Source organism: Hyperthermus butylicus DSM 5456, assembly GCF_000015145.1.
In the GTDB taxonomy this organism is placed as follows: domain Archaea; phylum Thermoproteota; class Thermoprotei_A; order Sulfolobales; family Pyrodictiaceae; genus Hyperthermus; species Hyperthermus butylicus.
On sequence record NC_008818.1, the window covers coordinates 69,080 to 84,960 of the forward strand.

The window sequence follows — 15,881 nt, forward strand, 5'->3', positions numbered from 1 at the left end:
TGGTAGCGGATACAGTATTTCCTCCCCTTGTTTTGCGATGGCATGCTTGTTCTTGTCGTGATCCGGCTTGCTTGGTGGCGGTTGGTACTTATGCTTCAACGTGTACTGCTGTAGGGGTTGGGGGGAGGAGAACCCCGCTGAGCATGGCGTGATGAGGGGCTGAGCGGCGACCCCGCGCGCTGCTGGGCGTGTGGGGGTGAGTTGGGCCCGCACGCTATGGTTCTTGGGGTTGCTGGTGACATTCTTTTTGGCCCAGGCATGTGGTGGTTCTTGTTTCTGGGGTGTCTTGTGGGGGAGACGCGGCGGATTCAGGCTACTGGCGGCGGATCGTATGTTATAACGCTGCCGAAGGAGTGGATTAGGCTTCACCGTCTCGGTAAGGGCTCTGAGGTTATCGTGTCGGTTGAGCCTGATGGCTCTCTGAGGATTAGGCCCGTTGGGGCTGGGGGTGGGCGGGCAAGCATTACTACCCGGATTGTTGTTGAGCCTGGATGGGGTGTTGGCGAGCTTGTGCGTAGGCTGGTCTCCTACTATGTTGTCGGCGCTGATGTCATCGAGCTGGTGTTCCGGGGTCAGGTTGGCGCCGAGGTGCTGAGGGGGCTTCGCGACTTTGTCTCGAGGCGGCTTATCGGCGTGGAGGTTGTCGAGGAGTCCTCTTCGAGCATAGTGTTCCAGGTTGTTGCTGACGAGGCTAGCCTCCCGCTTAGCACCTCCGTCCGCAGGCTCATGAGGACCGTTGAGTTGATGCTTGATGACCTTATCACGGCTCTCCGGGAACTCAACGAGGCTACACTACTCGAGATCGATGAGAGGGACGACGTTGTAGACAAGTTCTACATGTTCATATCCAGGCAGCTTGTCAGCGTACTCGCTGGTCACCGCCAGCCGGGCGAGATAGGGCTTGGCTCCGCCGCGGAGGCCGGCCTCATACTCATGGCGTCAAAACACGTTGAGCGGGCTGGCGACCACGTCTCGAGAATGGCGCGTAGTGCGCTCGAGGGGTTCAGGCTCGGGCTCTGGACACGGTATAGCAGTGTTAGGGATCGTGTCGTAGAGCACCTGGCCGGCGTGCTTGAGAACTACCGCGATGCTGTCACGACATTCCTAAACCCTAGCCCCGAGAGGGTTGACCGCGGCGTGGAGGCCTCCTCGAGGCTCCGCGCAGAGAACGACGAGATAGCACGCCAAATAGTTGGAAGTCTCGACTACAGCTCGGCCATGCTTATGCAAAGGTTTCTCGAGAGCGCACGCCGTATAGTGGACTATAACACGGACATGTTTGAGTTATCACTCAACAGGCGCATGCTGGCGGAGATCCTGGATCAGCGGAAGAGCTAGGAAGCGATTCAGCACCAGAAACCGTCATCACGCTCTCAGCATATCTAGCCGTCATCACATCCGGGACAGAGCAGCCAGGCACACCCCTATATCGGGCCCGGCCTGGGGGAATGGGCGGATATATCTAGGCCCGGACTTGTTGTATGGCTTTATGTGCCGGGGGTATGATGAGCCTCCCCTCACCCCCATGCAGAGCCGGTGCGGTGACGTGCCTCACGGTAGCTGACCCTTCTGGCTGCGTCTCCAGGCTTGTTGGTGCCCGTGAGAGACCCCGCTACAGGCTCCTCGAACTCCTCGGAGAGCACGGCTACTACTCTATCGGCAGCCGCGTCCACGTCGAAGCCTCCCGGCTCTCGGAGGACCCCTTCCAGGAGCTGACTGTACGCATACTCGTCTGGGGTGGCGGGCTCCGGGAGGATAAGGGCTACGTGGGCGGTGTTGTGTACAGCGAGGAGTACATGGGTAGGCAGTATAGTTTCATACGCGGCGACGGCGACACCCGCACGGACGCCGTGTATGTGCGGGACGCTAACTGGCGCTGGATGCTGCTGGAGAAGCTGCCAAGCCAGCTTAAACCTTTGATCGTCATAGAGATGAGTCTTCTGTGGCGGCACAGTCCGAGGGAGTTGGTGAGCCTGCGTAAGCAAATCGCAGCAGCGCTAGGTGTTGTACGTAGGTATCTCTGGGACCGCCACCTCCTCCTTGCCGGTATTCCTGAGGGCGGGTTTGAGTGGCTACGCCTACTCATGGGCCGCGGCTCGGTGAGCATCTCCAGCCTGCCAGGCGACGAGGCAGCAATGCTCCGGGGGGCCCGAAGGATAATACTGCTCGACCCCTCGGCGGAGAAACCCCTCACGCCGAGCGAGGTACTGGAGGCTGACGCGTTCATCCTTGGGGGTATAGTTGACCGGCTGCCGAGACCCGGCGAGACCTCTAGGCTCCGCCTCCGGGGCTTAGCCGAGCCCCGCCGGCTCCTATTCCACGGCGATGTCCATGGGGTACCCAACCGGATAAACATGCTTGTCGAGATACTCCTCCGCGCCCGCTACAAGTATTGCGGAGACCTGGACCAGGCCATACGCTCCGTGATGAGCCCCCGTGATGCGAGGCTCCGGGCAGCAGTAGAGATCGCCCGGTGGAGCCGGGGCAAGAAGAGAACAGTACCGTGGACGCTCTACGAGGAGCTGTGTAAATGGCTGCCCCTCACACCTAGGGACTTCGTGCGGGCGGCAAGGATGGCCGGGCTAGAGGTTGAAGGGTCTCCCCGTGAGAATGAGGGGGTTCAGCAAAGGCCAAACTCGTCACATGGTCAGCGATAGCTGGTTACATCATAACCCCGTTTGCCGGGTAGTGTTAGCTTTTCGCCTTAAGCCTGTAGCGGCCGCCGTCCAGGGGCTCAACAACGCCCTGCTCCACAAGCATTTCGAGGGCATCGCTGTAGTAGAAGTCTTCGACGTCTATACCGTACCACTCCTTGAACTTAGCCTTGATCTCGTCTAGGCTCCACTCCTCTTTACCCTCCTCCCTGTAGACCTCCTGCATCATCCTCTTGACGAACTGTGTCACGTCCTCAAGCCGCGTCCACGGGTACTGGAACCACACCCACTCCTTAACCTCTAGGTAGTAGTAGTCGGGCTTAAACTTGGCAACCGTGCTTATCCACTGGAGCGTAGCTACGCGGAGCTCGTCGGGTCTCCACTCCCTCAATACGTAGTCTCGCGCAAGCATTACAGTCTCGCCAGTATCCACGATGTCGTCTACCAGTAGCGCGCGGTGGCCACGAAGGTCAACCCGATATGGGAACTTGAGCACGGCACGCTCAGCAGCTTTGGCAGCCTCCGTCCAGTGCTGGCTCTGCACACTGAGAAGATTCTCTACGCCGAGAAAATCACAGAGAAGCCTAGCGGGCACGTAGCCGCCACGCGCCACGGCTATAATGACTGTGGGCTTGTAGCCCGACTCCTTTATCTTCCTCGCAAGACCGCGGCTCCACTCAACAATCTCCTGCCAGGTAACAAGCTTGACGGGAACGCGCGGCAACCCGATACTTCACCCTAACGGGGACGTAAAAAGAGGGATAAATAACGGCTATCCCCGGTCTTCCCAGCTATGCCTGGCTGCAGGGATCATAGTTCTCGTCAACCGTTGGCTTTAGGGGTATGAGGCATAGGAAGTGTGCACCCTCGCTACCAGCCCAGTACTCGTGCTCCACGTTGGGCGGTATGAATATGAACGAACCCTCCCCAACGTCGTATGTATTACTGCCTATCCTCACCTTCATGGAGCCCTTGATCACGAATATCTCGTGCTCCCATGGATGTTTGTGACCCGGTATATGGGAGCCAGGCTCCATAGTAAAATACCTCATCGCAAACGCCCGGGCACCGTCGGAGTCCCTTATGAGCCAGCGTATCCTGACACCCTCTAGCTTCCTGCCAGCTATGACTACATCCTCAGCTTCTACATCCAGGGCCCTGCCTATTTTCTCGCCGCAGGAACCACGCAGAACAGGCAAGACGAGCTACACCATGTAGGACTAGCTGGCAGAGGGTTAAATGCTGGCGGTCGCGTCCGGCCCGGTACACGTCACCGGGCCAGACGCCCTCAGAGGGCTAGGGTCGCGCGAGGGGGCGCGCTCACCCCGCCCTCTGAGGGCTTGTGCCCCGCCTGACCGACCCGCTTCATTGCCCCGTCGCCGGGTCTCGGCGGGTGTGAGACCGGCGGGGCCGCCGTGTGGCATGGATTCTGCACGCTATCCGGCTATTAGGGGTAACGGCGTCCAGGAACTTTGGGGCGGGCTGGGAACGGGCCTCGGGGTGGTCTATCTGCGCGTTATCGGTGTCGACGTCGAGCCTGGCTGTAGGAACTCCGGGCGCTGCTACTCTGTCGCAGTGCTCGATGGAGATAAGCTTCTGGCCAAGTATGAGGGCATACCACTGCATAGGCTTATCAGGATTATCTGGGAGTATAAACCGGACATACTTGCTGTCGACAATATAGCCGAGCTAGCCGAGACCGAGCACGAGCTAGCAAAACTAGCATCAATGCTGCCAGCGGAGATGGCTATCGTGCAGGTTACAAGGCTGCCCGACGGAAGCTTTGTCGACGTACGTAGACTTGCAAGGCTTGCAGGTCTAGACCCGGGCTCGGGTAAGCTCACGCCCAGCCGCACAGCCTATCTCGTCGCAGTACTCGCCTCGATGGGTTATGGCTCGAGGGTACGGTTTGTAGAGGAGAAAACGAAGATCGTAATCTCGAGGTCCAGGAGGCTCAAGCACGGCGGTATGAGCAATCCAAGGTTCCAGCGACGCATAAGGGCAGCAATACTGAGGGCCATGAAGGATGTGAAGAAGCTACTAGATAAACACAAGCTAGACTACGACCTTATGATACGTAAGAGCGGTGGCGGCCTGGACAGCGCTGTGTTCATAGTCTACGCGTCCCGACCAGCGCTAAACGGCATTATAAAACCATACGAGGACAACGACGTGAGAATAGAGGTAAAACCAATCTATAGCAGCAAGCTCGTCTTCGAAACCACACACGAGAATATAGCACAGCCAAAACCCTACATCATAATCGGCATAGACCCGGGAATATCCACGGGGGTAGCGATAATAGATATACATGGTAGATTCGTTACGGCCCTAAGCCGCAGGGGGTTCGACCGCAGCGAGGTCATAGACCTCGTACTCCGCTACGGTGTCCCAGTACTAGTAGCTACCGATGTTAGGCCCGCCCCCGAGTTCGTTAAGAAGCTAGCGGCAGCACTCGGCGTACCCGTCTACGAGCCTTCTACAAGCCTGTCAGTCGAGGAGAAACGTACACTCTTCGATTCATACGCCCAGAAGTACCCCGTACTAAGAAGGCTAGCTGATGCACATGTGCGGGACGCGCTGGCAGCAGCTGTTAAGGCCTACCAGGTATATGAGCCGAAGCTACGCCAGGTCGAGTCCTACGCAGCAAGGCTAGGCATAGACATAGATGTTGACAGGGTTAAGGCCGACGTGATAAGAGGAGTTACAATCGCCGAGGCCGTGGAGAAGGCTATAAACGAGGCGCTCAACGACATTATGCCTAACATGTATCTCGTTAAGAGTGTTAGGAGGGACCACGAGGAGGCTGCTAAGCAGCAACCCGCGGGTGAGAAGCTGGAGAAGCTGCGGGTCGAACTCGAGAGGCTTAGGGCTGAGAATAAGCTTCTCCGCCAGAGGCTGGCGGAGCTTGACGAGGTCATAGAACGCGTCGAGACGGAGTATCGTCTACTCCAGCTAGAGTATAGGGCTAGCATAGAGCGTGACCGCGAGATAAACAGACTTGCTAATGAGGTATCATTGCTACGCTCCGAGCTGGAACGGACGAGGATGGAGCTGGAGAAACTGCAGACCCTTGTAGACGAATACACGAGGGCACTCTTCCTCGTAGCTAAGGGTGCAGCAGTACCAGCCCTCGCCTATGGCGAGCTAAACAGCGATACTGTTAGGGAGGTCGAGGAAAAGGCTACAGAATATGGCAGGATAGTACTGGTGCTCGACACGGTTAACCCGGTGCACTGGAAGCTCTATGGCCAGAAGGTGTCACAAGCGCTGCTAGCCGTCCTGCTTCCAGGACAAGCCATGGATAAGAGGAGCGTTATTGAGGAGTACATGGTCCCGGTTCTTCCTGCAGAGGAGTACATAGTCTTTAGGCATGGACGATACGCCGTCGTAGATTCACGTGTGCTGCTCGACGCGTATCTCCGCAAGCAGGCTCTGCTGGAGGAAAGGCAGTGGAGGGGGGATAGAAAAACGCTGACAAAGGACGAGCTTAAGAAGCTTATAAGCGAGTATAGGGCTAGGAGAGCTAAGCTGCTCTTAGAAAATAGTAATCTTGCCCTCAACGAATAGCTTTGTCAGCTCCTGGTACTTGTCAAGCTCCTCCTCAACTATCGCCTCTATCTCCCTAAGAGCATTGGATGGCAGTGGCTCTCCAGGCTTCTCCGATACAACCTTAATGTTTGCTATCAAGGGGTCGTTGATTGGCCGGCCAATCTGGCTTAGCAGCTTAACATAGACCTCACGTATCCCAGACACGTTGTCGTAGATTCTGCGGGCGATGTTTAGCGCCATGACGTTGTATATCTTACCTACATGGCTTACCGGGTTCTTGCCAGCAGCTGCTTCTAGGCTCATAGGCCGGAGCGGCGTTATTAGGCCGTAGCTTCTGTTGCCACGGCCGGTCATACCGTCGTCGCCGTGCTCAGCGCTTGTACCCGTAACAGTGATGTATACTATGCCCTTGTCGGGCTTGTCGGCTGTGTTAACGTAGACCTCTACATCGTAGTCTGGTGCTATCCTGCTAGCAAGGTCGAGTACAGCCTCCTTGATTGCCTCCTTGACGGAGAGGTAATGGTCAAGGTCTTGCACGAGACTTGATATTATTGCTGCAGCTATTGTCAGCTCTATCTTCCTGCCACGCCGGAGACCCATAACCTTAATGTCCTCGCCTACCTCCGGGTTCTTCTCCTTAAACTCCTTGCTGTTGAGGAGCCTCTCAGTCTCAAGCACTAGCTGCTCAAGCGTCGAGAACGGGGCAAAGCCCACTCCTACGCTCGTATCGTTTGCCAGGGGTACACTATCCTTGCCAAGCTCGTATATACCTACAAGATCCGCGCTTCCTTGACCGACCTTGTAATCCACTATTATATGGCTCTCCGGGTCTAGGAAGCGGAACTTCTCCCTAATCCACTCCTTCACAGCACGCAGGATAATGGTGCCTATTGGTATTCTCTCGGTTTTACCGTCTGGCAACCTTACCTCGGTGGTAGCCCTACCCGATACTATGATGTATATGGGCTGTAGAACCTCGCCGCCGCCAAAACGTGGCGCTGCCTGACCACCCACAACCAATACCTTGTCAAGGTTGTGGTGTAGTATTGTACCGTACTTCTCGATATAGTACCTTGAGAGGTACTGGCTCGAAATTTCTGCGGCAGCATCAGCTATTGTGTCCGGGTGTCCCAGACCCTTCCTCTCGACCAGCTCTACACTCTGCTCTTCGACAGGCTGCAATTTTACACTCTCAACTACGATATTCCTGGGCACGTTTTCCCACCATACACCTTCATATTAATAACACCACTTCCTAATCTCACTTGTATTCCACCCGCAGCGATACAATTTAAGATTTAGCCCACCGGTAGCGAGCCGCCAGTAACAATCTCGAAGTCAACACTCACGTATACGACATGGCTTCCACGTATCAGCACGCGGCCATACTTAACCTTGCGCTCCATAGTCCCTGGCTTTAGTTCCACACACTCGTCAAGCACTAGGTTCATTGTCGGATCCGTAGCTACGAGTTTTCCAACGTACTCGCTACCATCCTTTAGCTTTACGAAGATAACCCTCCCAACAGCCTCGCGTAGGACTCTCAGGGGGCTTACTGGTTTTGCACGCTGCTGAGACACACTTCCACCCCACAATTCTCCGCATTTTCTACAGCGTGGTTACTTCTAGCCGGGGTGCTAGCCTTCAACTCTAGAGACTTTAAGCTTACTACACGCTAGCCCAACAGCTAGCCAAGAAGTAGCTGCTCCTAGCCGGGGGGTACCAGAGCGTTGAGGAGTACTGTAGAGTATACTCTGCCGGTGAAAGAAGGGAGAGGATCCTAATTTCCCAGCATATCCCCTCTTGTGTATACGCCTAGCTAGCCTCTCAGCGTCGCCCAGCTAGGCCTACTCCTCCTCTGCCTCCTCGAGTTCCTCGAGCACATCCATTACTGCCTCCCTAGCCTCTAACCTTGCTGGAAGACCGCGTCTCCTAACAGCATCGTATACTTCGTGGGCTAGCGCTGTCAAGTCGTCCAGCAACTCTTCTATGTAGCTCCTCGGGTCAGCCTCTGTGTCCACGATCTCGCGGATATAGTCTTTAAGCCCTTCATAACCTATCCTTACTGCTATACCCCTACTGGTCTCAACAACCTCAACATAGAGCGGAGCCTCACTATGTACAAGCCTTACCGCTTCACCAACCTTCTTCACGGTATAGCCTCTACGCTTAGCTAGCTTCTCAATGTCATCCAGTAGCTCACGCTGTACCATCTACGCTCACCGCGGAGTTATGACTTGAAGCTACGTAATTAAAGGGAGCGGGCTTGATAGTCAAGGGATGAAGGATGGGGACACCAGGAGGGAGAGGTTGGAGCCGGGGCCGGGATTTGAACCCGGGATCAACGGGTTTCCACGATGGGCGGGTGCTAGGCACTGCAGCCCGCCGCCTTTGACCGCTCGGCCACCCCGGCGCCCATCCGTGGAACCTCTATTCTCCTACAGCCTCTCTTTATTAACCTTAGCTCGTTTCCAGCTCATAGCCTTGGGGGTGATTGCCCCAGGCGGAGCTGACGGCCAGGATGCCGGGTGATGTGTTTAGCCTTGTCTGACCCTAGGCACCAAGTCCTCATAGTTGGTGGTGGTGCTGCCGGTCTTTCTGTTGCTGTGAGGGTATCCTCTGACGCTGTTCTCGTGTCAGCTTCGCCTAGGCCTGGCTGGCCGCCGCACTGTACTGGGCTTATAAGCCCTGAGACTCTCAAGCTTCTATCTGCACATGAGGCTGTCAGCGATACCTATCGCGGGGCCGTGTTTCTCGACGCGAGGCTCCGAGAGGTGTGCCGTGTTGAGCGGAGGAGGGTACTAGCCTACCGTGTTAATAGGCCGTTGATGGAGGAAGTTTTCGCCGAGGAAGCTAGGGCTCGTGGAGTACGTATGATGTTCTCCAAGCCGGTCGTACATGTTGACTGGTTAACTGGCTGTGCAATGCTTGCCGACGGGGGGAGGATTTGCGGCGAACGGGTAGTCCTAGCGCCGGGCTACTCGCCACGCTTTGCGATGCTCTTCGGTGCCGAGCGTTGTGAGCGCCTCTACGGGGTTGAGGTCAGGGTCGTTCTTGCAAGGAGGATGCTGGATGATGTCTTCTATACCATACATGGCAGCATCTATACACCAGAGTTCTTCGCCTGGATAGTCCCGGTCAACGCTGGCCGCGAAGCTCTCATCGGGCTTGCAGCACGCAACAAGCCCCTCGAAAGACTTGCAGCTCTGCTTGACGACCTAGCCCGCCGCGGCGTAGCAGACTATACTAGGGTCGTTAGTAGGCGTAACGGCATCATAGTTATGGGGCCGGCAGCTAAGAGGATAACTCGTGGCAAGCTTGTTGGCCTGGGCGATGTGCTATGTGCCTCGAAGCCCTTCACCGGTGGGGGCCTCTACGCAATATCGCGGCTCGCAAGCCTAGTCGCAGGCTATGCTGACAACACTATTGCATATGGGGAGCTAGATGCTGCTTGGAGGCTGCTCCGTAGAGAGCTGCTGCTACAGCGCAAGCTTACGAAGCTGCTCCGGGTACTGCTTAGCTCTTCCCTAACAAAGCTTGTACTAGCCCCGATATGCGAGGCGGGAAGCCGGGGGCTCTGCAGCCTAGATTATGATAGGCATAGCAGTGCCGTAAGCTGCCTCTGGAAGCTGTACAGATTGTGGGGCGGTGGGAGAGTTGCCGAGGCGAGAGCTGCTGAGGAAAATAGCTGAGGAAGTCTATGGGCCCGAGAAGGCTAGACGATTCTGGAAGAGAATAGACATTATAGGCGATATCGCCATTATAAAGAAGCCCTTCGACGTTGAGCTAGAGGAGCTTAAGCCGCTCGCTGAGGCTCTCCTCGCCAGGCTCCCTTATGTGAAGAGCGTCTGGGCGGCATCAAGCCCCGTTGAGGGCATGTACAGGTTGCGAAAGTTTGTCCACCTTGCGGGAGAGCAGAGAAGCCTGACTATACACCGCGAGTACGGGTGTAGCTTCCTTGTAGACATAACAAAGGTCTACATCTCGCCGAGGCTCTCCTACGAACACTATCGTGTGGCAAAACTCGTCAAGCCAGGCGAAGTTGTCATCAACATGTATGCTGGAGCAGGCCTTTTCTCGATAATAATCGCCCGGCACGCTAAGCCACAGAGGGTCTACAGTATAGACATAAACCCGGACGCCTACCAGCTCATGGTGCACAACGTCAAGATGAACAAGGTTGAAGACATTGTTGTCCCTATACTCGGCGACGCTGCAAAGGTTGTACCAGAGACGCTTCGTGGTACTGCGAACCGGATACTGATGCCTCTGCCCGAGCTAGCACTTGAACACCTGCCAGCAGCACTTGCAGGCTTGCGAGAGGGCCGGGGCGTCCTACACGTGTATCTCCACATCTTCGCGGAGAAGGGCGTTGATCCCCGCAGCCGCGCCGTGGAAACCCTTGTCAACAGACTGGAAGAGCTAGGCGTGAAGAAGCACCGTGTGCTCCTCGCAAGGGTTGTGAGGACTGTCGGGCCGCGGCGTAGCCAGGTAGTAGTCGATGTTGAGGTTGAGACCTAGCCTAGGGAGGATAGCTTCATAGCCGCATATTCTAGTGCTGCTACCACATCATCCTTCACACCCTTATCAACACCGGTCACTAGTATGGATACAACTCCTCCCTCACGCTTCTCAACACTATAGTCTACGCCCTCCTCAGCCCTTAGCCTCTCAAGCACATTCAACACATACTTTATGTAGGGCAGCGTCTCGGGCACCGGCCGTGTAAACGCAAGCATAACAGTGTCCCTAGACTCGACAATCCTCGCTACGACCCTGCCCTCCCGGTTCCGGAACTCCCTGCCACGCCTCAACTCGCCACCTACACGTCTAGAGCCAGCACACTCCTCAAGCACCGCTAGAAGTTGCTGTAACAGCTGTAGCCTCTCCTCAAGCTGCTCAATCTCCCTCTCAAGGAGCTCCCTCAGCTTCTCAATGTCCAGGCCCTCAGACATACCTACTACACCCAGCTATGCTGCTCCACTACAGCTGTAGAGGTAAAGCCAGGTTTATGGGGGGCGCGGCTGCTGTAGCCCAAAGGGCCTAGCACAAACTCCGCCTATAGTGGCCGAGAGGTGCTCTAGCGCCTTGAGACCCAACCATGCACGGCTTCTAATAGCCCTGGTACTTGTTGCAATTATAGCATTCCCCACTCCTGCTAGCGCTGCATCAGTCTGTCTAGAGCTTGGGCTCCTAGCTGTTAACGAGGATAACGGTGCTCTCCACGGTGAGGTTATACCTGCCCAGCTTACAGTTACTTGGCCCGGCAATGGCACAGTATCACTGCTATCAAGTAATGATATAGGGCCCTCGACAAGGGTATCGACCTTCATAGCGTTCCAGGTAGCTGCAATCCTGGCAGGGATTGACCCCCGATACTACAACGTAACTATAACGTTTAAAACAGAGGAGCCTGTTTCGGGGCCCAGCGCAAGCGGCTTCATCGCAGCTGCACTCTACTCCATATTTATCGGTCTGGAGCCCTCAAAAAAGGCAACTATGACTGGCATGACTTCAGCTACAGGGTTTGTGCTCCCAGTTGCGGGGCTAAGCTACAAACTTGAAGCAGCCGCTAGGGAGGGCTACGTTGTCACCATAGTACCATGGCAGCCTGACATACTAGAAAACTCTTCACTACCCCCTCAAGGCCTTACCATACGCCATGCCTGCAGCATTGAGGATGCCGCGTTACTACTTGCTGGAGGTAACCCGGTCAACCTCACCACAAGACTTGCCCTCAACCCCTTGACACTGTTTGGCAACGAGGTGGCAAAGTTTAGGTACTATGCACTCCTCTTTAGCAACTATACTCTCAAGCTGGTGGACAGTATAGACAATGAACATGTAGCAAAGATTGTCGAGAGACTTGCACGCGAGAGCATCACTATAGCCGATAAGTCGCCCTATAGTGCTGCAAGCATGGCATTCCTATCCCTCTACCTTGCATCAACCGCTGTAGCTGAGCAACACGGCTACGCGGCTGTCGAGCGCCTACTCGGGGTAAGCATAGAGGATATCCTCGCCGAGGCAAGAACTAGTGTGGAGCATGCTGCCAGCCTCTTCAACTACACAGGGTCCTGCGGGCTATGGGGGTTCGAGGCTCTAGCAGCTGCCAAGCTCCGCCTATACCTTGCCGAGCACGCGGCGAAATCGGACGATGAAGATGTTAAGGTGCTAGCCCTCCTCCGCGCTTACTCTGCAGAATCCTGGGCTAAGCTGGCAAGGGTTGACTACGGCCCACGCGTATCGTGTGCAGAGCTTAGGGAGGCTGTGAGAATACTCGTAAACTATGCGAACTATACGTACGAGTATCTCGCCAGTATTATTGACCGCTACATAAACGTTACCAGGATGGTTGACGGCAGGACCATCGAGGAGTGGCTTGCCGATGCAAGGCATGCTCTTGAAAACGGGGACTATGCTCTTGCAGCCGGGATAGCACTGTACGTAGTCGACGAGGTCGAACAAATACTCATAACGTCCTCGCCACTGCCACAGAGCTGCGTGCTAGGACGCGCTGAGCGCATAGAGATACTCCAGTATGGGAGAGGACTTCTAGGCCTAGTCTCAGGGCTGACACTAGCCTATGCGCTGGGCGAGGCTAATCTAACCGCAAACATAACCGGCAACCACAACATTCCCGAGGGATTAGCTATAACCTCGATTGTATGGTCGCTTCTCCCCCTCACGCTCACGAGCATAGAGCCTAGCGGAGCGCCAGCTCCAACACTAGCGCCAGCCAGCTGTCCTCTACGATCCATACAACAATACATAATGGCGTTGGTCATAGTGTCGGCTGTACTCGCAATACTAGCCTACGCGTCAGCTCTTACTGCTAGGAGGGCTAGGCTTGAGGTAGTCCAGTAACGTGCGCGGCTTTTTAGAGGTAGGCTCCTCTCTCAAAGCCTCCCGCACAGCAGCCGCAATGGGCCCCCGGAAGTCGTCCTCTAGCTTCTGCCGGAGGGGCGGCTTGTAGAGCGCGGCAGCGGGGTGATAGGTAACAGTTATCATCAGCTTGACACCTCCAATCTCGCCGTGGTACGTCTTGCCGTGCTGTTCGCTCATACTCCTCCACTGTAGCCCAGCCAGCTCCAACAAGGTACGGGCTGAGTGACGGCCAACGGCTATGATTAGCTTTGGCTTTACCAGCCTTATCTGGTGTAGAAGGTAGGGTAAGCAAGCCTTCACCTCATCTTCCTGAGGGTCGCGATTGCCGGGCGGCCTACACTTGACGATATTCGTTATATAGACCTGCTCCCGTTTGAGCCCCGCGAGCTCCAGGAGCTTGTTTAGGAGCTGGCCGGCTGCGCCAACGAACGGCCTACCCTGGAGATCCTCATTCCTGCCCGGCGCCTCACCGATAACCATCACCTTTGCGTTGAGGGGGCCCTCGCCAGGTACCGGGTTGCGCCGGTACTGGTGGAGCCGGCACTTGGTACAGTTCATTATCTCCTCAACAAGCCTCCTATACTCCTCCTCAACGCTCATAGACGTGGATTCTTCTGGCACGGCTTGGCTACCCGGTTTCACAGCATAGTCTGGCCGGTACAGCTAAGGGGTTAGCCCCTCCTAACAGATTGTAGTGGTGTAGTAGCCGTGGAGAGGCCCTCGGCGAAAGCGCCAACCGTTGAGGGTAAAATGTACCATATCATGCTCGGCCCAGGCGAAATTCCGCCCTACGTCCTCCTGCCAGGCGATCCAGGTAGGATAGACGATATAGTCGCGACGTGGGATGAATGGCGGGAGCTAGCATTTCACCGCGAGTATCGTAGTGTCAAGGGCAGGTATAAGGGTGTGGAAATAGGCGCTGTCAGCACTGGCATAGGCGGACCGTCAACTGCAATTGCCGTCGAGGAGCTGGCTAGGATAGGGGTACATACGTTCATCCGCGTGGGCACCACTGGCGCTATACAACCGGATATAGAACTTGGAACAGTCATCATAGGCTATGCAGCTGTAAGATATGATGGTGCTAGTGGTGAGTATGCTCCGCCAGAGTACCCCGCAGCTGCGACACCCGAGGTGGTTCTAGCTCTTGTTGAGGCTGCTGAGAGGCTCGGGGTACCATACCGTGTCGGCGTGGTGGCCTCAACAGCAACATTCCACTTGGGGCAGAGCCGCCCAGGGTTCCGTGGGTACGAGTGGAGCCGTAGCAGGGAGAGGCTAGCAGACCTACAGCGCATGGGTGTCCTCAGCTTCGAGATGGAGGCGGCGACGATATTCACTCTCGCGAGTCTCTATGGGCTGCGGGCAGGCTGTGTCTGCGCCGCAATAGCCAACCGCGTGACCGACGAGTTTAAACCGGGGGTCGGGGTTAGGGAGGCGATACTAGTGGCTAATGAGGCTGTGAGGATACTAGCCGAGGCCGACAGGGAAAAGGGCAGGAAGCCAGCTAGTATAACAACGCTCTACAACGCCGTCAGAAAGCTGTACGGCTAGTTGCAGGACAAGGATCGGTGCGGGGGCTTGCCTAGGGTCAAGGTGACAGTTGTTCCGGGCGGCAAGACTAGGATACTAGAGTTTGGCGCCATGCCACGCGTAAGGGACATACTGGAGAAGCTCGGCATACCGCTAGAAGCGGCTGTAGTTGTGAGGACGCGTGACGTGAAGCCGCTCCTCCCTGACGAGCATGTGGGTGATGGCGAAGATGTCACAGTCTATGTTGCAGCAAGTACGGGGTAACGAAGCTAGGCTATACCGCTGCAGCCTCTGCGGAGAGCCTGCTGCCGCTGAGCTGAGATATGCTAGGCTGAGGCTCTGCAAGAAACACTTCATCGAGTTTATAAATAGGAAGGTTGAGCGCACCCTACGCCGTGTCGGCGCGCTACGCAAGGGTGTAAAGATACTTGTAGCGATTTCGGGTGGCAAGGATAGTGCTGTAACGCTTGCAGCACTTTCCGACCTGGCAAAGAAGTATGGCATCGAGGTCTACGCTATACACCTACGCCTAGGCTTCGGCGAGTTCTCAGCCAAGGTTGAGGAGAGAGTTAGGAGTCTATGCAACATGCTCGGTATACCCTGCATAGTGGTTGATGTTGCCGAAGCAGTGGGCGATCCGGTACACATACTTGCACGCAAGGCGAGGAGGCCAGCATGCAGCGTCTGTGGCCTCGTGAAGAGGTATTTCCTAAATGCGTCTGCAATAGAGCTAGGCGCCGACTATGTAGCGCTTGGCCACAATGCAGACGACATAATAGCCTATAGCATCAAGGCCTTTCTAAACCAGGATCTGGAGGCACTAGCAAAGTTTGGCCCTGTAACAACAAGCATTGACGACCTAGCTGTTGCTAGGCTTAGGCCACTCTACGAGGTCTACGAGAAGGAGGATGTACTCTATGCTATTCTCCGAGGCCTACCTGTAGTCTTTGATAAGTGTCCGTTCAGACCAGAGGCCCCCATGGAGGATACGATAAAGGAGATGATCAACAAACTGGAGGACAAACATCCCGGTATAAAGATCTCCTTCCTAAGGAGGCTCGAGAAGAGGATAAAGCTCTACGGAGAGTTGGCAGGCAGCGCAAAGCCTGGACGCTGCAAGTACTGTGGCCTCATAAGCCAGGGCGATGAGTGTAGCTTCTGTAGACTCACACGCCGCATCTACGGCGAGCCCAGGGGACCGAAGGTCAGGGAATACTTGAAGCAGGTTATCCAGAGGAGCTTTGCAACCAGGTAGAG

16 protein-coding genes and 1 tRNA gene are annotated in these 15,881 nt (G+C 55.8%); 9 read left to right on the forward strand and 8 right to left on the reverse strand.

What is annotated here, in order from left to right; translation table 11 throughout:
- Positions 1–288 precede the first annotated feature (288 nt).
- On the forward strand, positions 289–1,338 hold the full coding sequence (locus tag HBUT_RS00410; RefSeq protein ID WP_194840481.1) for a phosphate signaling complex PhoU family protein: 1,050 nt from the start codon (positions 289–291) through the stop codon (positions 1,336–1,338).
- Positions 1,339–1,541: 203 nt separating this feature from the next.
- A complete protein-coding gene (locus HBUT_RS00415) occupies positions 1,542–2,657 on the forward strand; it encodes a hypothetical protein (protein WP_011821272.1) in 1,116 nt (371 codons plus the stop codon).
- Positions 2,658–2,691: 34 nt separating this feature from the next.
- On the opposite strand, the gene HBUT_RS00420 is transcribed toward HBUT_RS00415, so the two are convergent.
- Both HBUT_RS00420 and HBUT_RS00425 read right to left on the reverse strand, forming a co-directional pair.
- Positions 2,692–3,378, reverse strand: coding sequence for a phosphoribosyltransferase (locus HBUT_RS00420; protein WP_011821273.1), 687 nt, complete (start codon positions 3,376–3,378; stop codon positions 2,692–2,694).
- A 67-nt stretch (positions 3,379–3,445) separates the two neighbouring features.
- Positions 3,446–3,853, reverse strand: coding sequence for a cupin domain-containing protein (locus tag HBUT_RS00425; RefSeq protein WP_011821274.1), 408 nt, complete (start codon positions 3,851–3,853; stop codon positions 3,446–3,448).
- Positions 3,854–4,076: 223 nt separating this feature from the next.
- Here HBUT_RS00425 and HBUT_RS00430 point away from each other — a divergent pair, with 223 nt between their 5' ends.
- Entirely contained in the window at positions 4,077–6,224 is a 2,148-nt protein-coding gene (locus HBUT_RS00430) for a DUF460 domain-containing protein (protein ID WP_011821275.1), read from the forward strand.
- Here HBUT_RS00430 and HBUT_RS00435 read toward each other — a convergent pair.
- The 4 genes from HBUT_RS00435 to HBUT_RS00450 form a co-directional block, all read right to left on the reverse strand.
- Positions 6,192–7,421: a methionine adenosyltransferase gene (locus tag HBUT_RS00435; RefSeq protein WP_011821276.1), complete on the reverse strand. Its 1,230-nt coding sequence runs from the start codon at positions 7,419–7,421 to the stop codon at positions 6,192–6,194. The two genes, HBUT_RS00430 and HBUT_RS00435, sit on opposite strands and share 33 nt — an antisense overlap.
- A gap of 83 nt (positions 7,422–7,504) precedes the next feature.
- The gene (locus HBUT_RS00440) at positions 7,505–7,786 is read right to left on the reverse strand and encodes a U6 snRNA-associated Sm-like protein LSm6 (RefSeq protein WP_011821277.1); all 282 of its coding nucleotides are present in this window, start codon (positions 7,784–7,786) and stop codon (positions 7,505–7,507) included.
- Positions 7,787–8,053: 267 nt separating this feature from the next.
- On the reverse strand, positions 8,054–8,419 hold the full coding sequence (locus HBUT_RS00445) for a hypothetical protein (RefSeq protein ID WP_011821278.1): 366 nt from the start codon (positions 8,417–8,419) through the stop codon (positions 8,054–8,056).
- A gap of 98 nt (positions 8,420–8,517) precedes the next feature.
- Positions 8,518–8,619 (reverse strand) — tRNA-Cys (locus tag HBUT_RS00450).
- Positions 8,620–8,749: 130 nt separating this feature from the next.
- On the opposite strand from HBUT_RS00450, the gene HBUT_RS00455 reads away from it, so the two are divergent.
- Together HBUT_RS00455 and HBUT_RS00460 are read left to right on the forward strand one after the other, a co-directional pair.
- Positions 8,750–9,898: a lycopene cyclase family protein gene (locus HBUT_RS00455; protein ID WP_011821279.1), complete on the forward strand. Its 1,149-nt coding sequence runs from the start codon at positions 8,750–8,752 to the stop codon at positions 9,896–9,898.
- Positions 9,864–10,727, forward strand: coding sequence for a class I SAM-dependent methyltransferase (locus tag HBUT_RS00460; protein ID WP_011821280.1), 864 nt, complete (start codon positions 9,864–9,866; stop codon positions 10,725–10,727). The genes HBUT_RS00455 and HBUT_RS00460 overlap by 35 nt, the downstream gene beginning before the upstream one ends.
- On the opposite strand, the gene HBUT_RS00465 is transcribed toward HBUT_RS00460, so the two are convergent.
- Entirely contained in the window at positions 10,724–11,161 is a 438-nt protein-coding gene (locus HBUT_RS00465) for a hypothetical protein (protein WP_011821281.1), read from the reverse strand. The two genes, HBUT_RS00460 and HBUT_RS00465, sit on opposite strands and share 4 nt — an antisense overlap.
- Positions 11,162–11,294: 133 nt before the next feature.
- Here HBUT_RS00465 and HBUT_RS00470 point away from each other — a divergent pair, with 133 nt between their 5' ends.
- A complete protein-coding gene (locus HBUT_RS00470) occupies positions 11,295–13,073 on the forward strand; it encodes a S16 family serine protease (protein ID WP_011821282.1) in 1,779 nt (592 codons plus the stop codon).
- On the opposite strand, the gene udg is transcribed toward HBUT_RS00470, so the two are convergent.
- A complete protein-coding gene (gene udg / locus HBUT_RS00475) occupies positions 13,029–13,694 on the reverse strand; it encodes a type-4 uracil-DNA glycosylase (protein ID WP_011821283.1) in 666 nt (221 codons plus the stop codon). The two genes, HBUT_RS00470 and udg, sit on opposite strands and share 45 nt — an antisense overlap.
- 108 nt (positions 13,695–13,802) lie before the next feature.
- Between udg and udp the strand changes: the two genes are divergently transcribed.
- Genes udp through HBUT_RS00490 form a run of 3 tightly spaced genes read left to right on the forward strand, consistent with a single transcriptional unit; the run spans position 13,803 to position 15,879 of the window.
- Complete coding sequence (gene udp, locus HBUT_RS00480; protein ID WP_011821284.1) at positions 13,803–14,645, forward strand: uridine phosphorylase; 843 nt, start codon at positions 13,803–13,805, stop codon at positions 14,643–14,645.
- 27 nt (positions 14,646–14,672) lie between these two features.
- Positions 14,673–14,888, forward strand: a complete 216-nt coding sequence (locus HBUT_RS00485) for a hypothetical protein (RefSeq protein WP_011821285.1) — start codon at positions 14,673–14,675, stop codon at positions 14,886–14,888.
- Entirely contained in the window at positions 14,854–15,879 is a 1,026-nt protein-coding gene (locus HBUT_RS00490) for a TIGR00269 family protein (RefSeq protein WP_011821286.1), read from the forward strand. The genes HBUT_RS00485 and HBUT_RS00490 overlap by 35 nt, the downstream gene beginning before the upstream one ends.
- Positions 15,880–15,881: the final 2 nt, after the last annotated feature.

Excerpts from the sequence above, each read along its gene's own strand:
- udg (WP_011821283.1), bottom strand. The coding sequence starts at position 13,694 with ATGAGCGTTGAGGAGGAGTATAGGAGGCTTGTTGAGGAGATAATGAAC.
- HBUT_RS00430 (WP_011821275.1), top strand. The coding sequence starts at position 4,077 with ATGGATTCTGCACGCTATCCGGCTATTAGGGGTAACGGCGTCCAGGAA.
- HBUT_RS00465 (WP_011821281.1), bottom strand. The coding sequence starts at position 11,161 with ATGTCTGAGGGCCTGGACATTGAGAAGCTGAGGGAGCTCCTTGAGAGG.
- HBUT_RS00490 (WP_011821286.1), top strand. The coding sequence starts at position 14,854 with ATGTCACAGTCTATGTTGCAGCAAGTACGGGGTAACGAAGCTAGGCTA.
- HBUT_RS00445 (WP_011821278.1), bottom strand. The coding sequence starts at position 8,419 with ATGGTACAGCGTGAGCTACTGGATGACATTGAGAAGCTAGCTAAGCGT.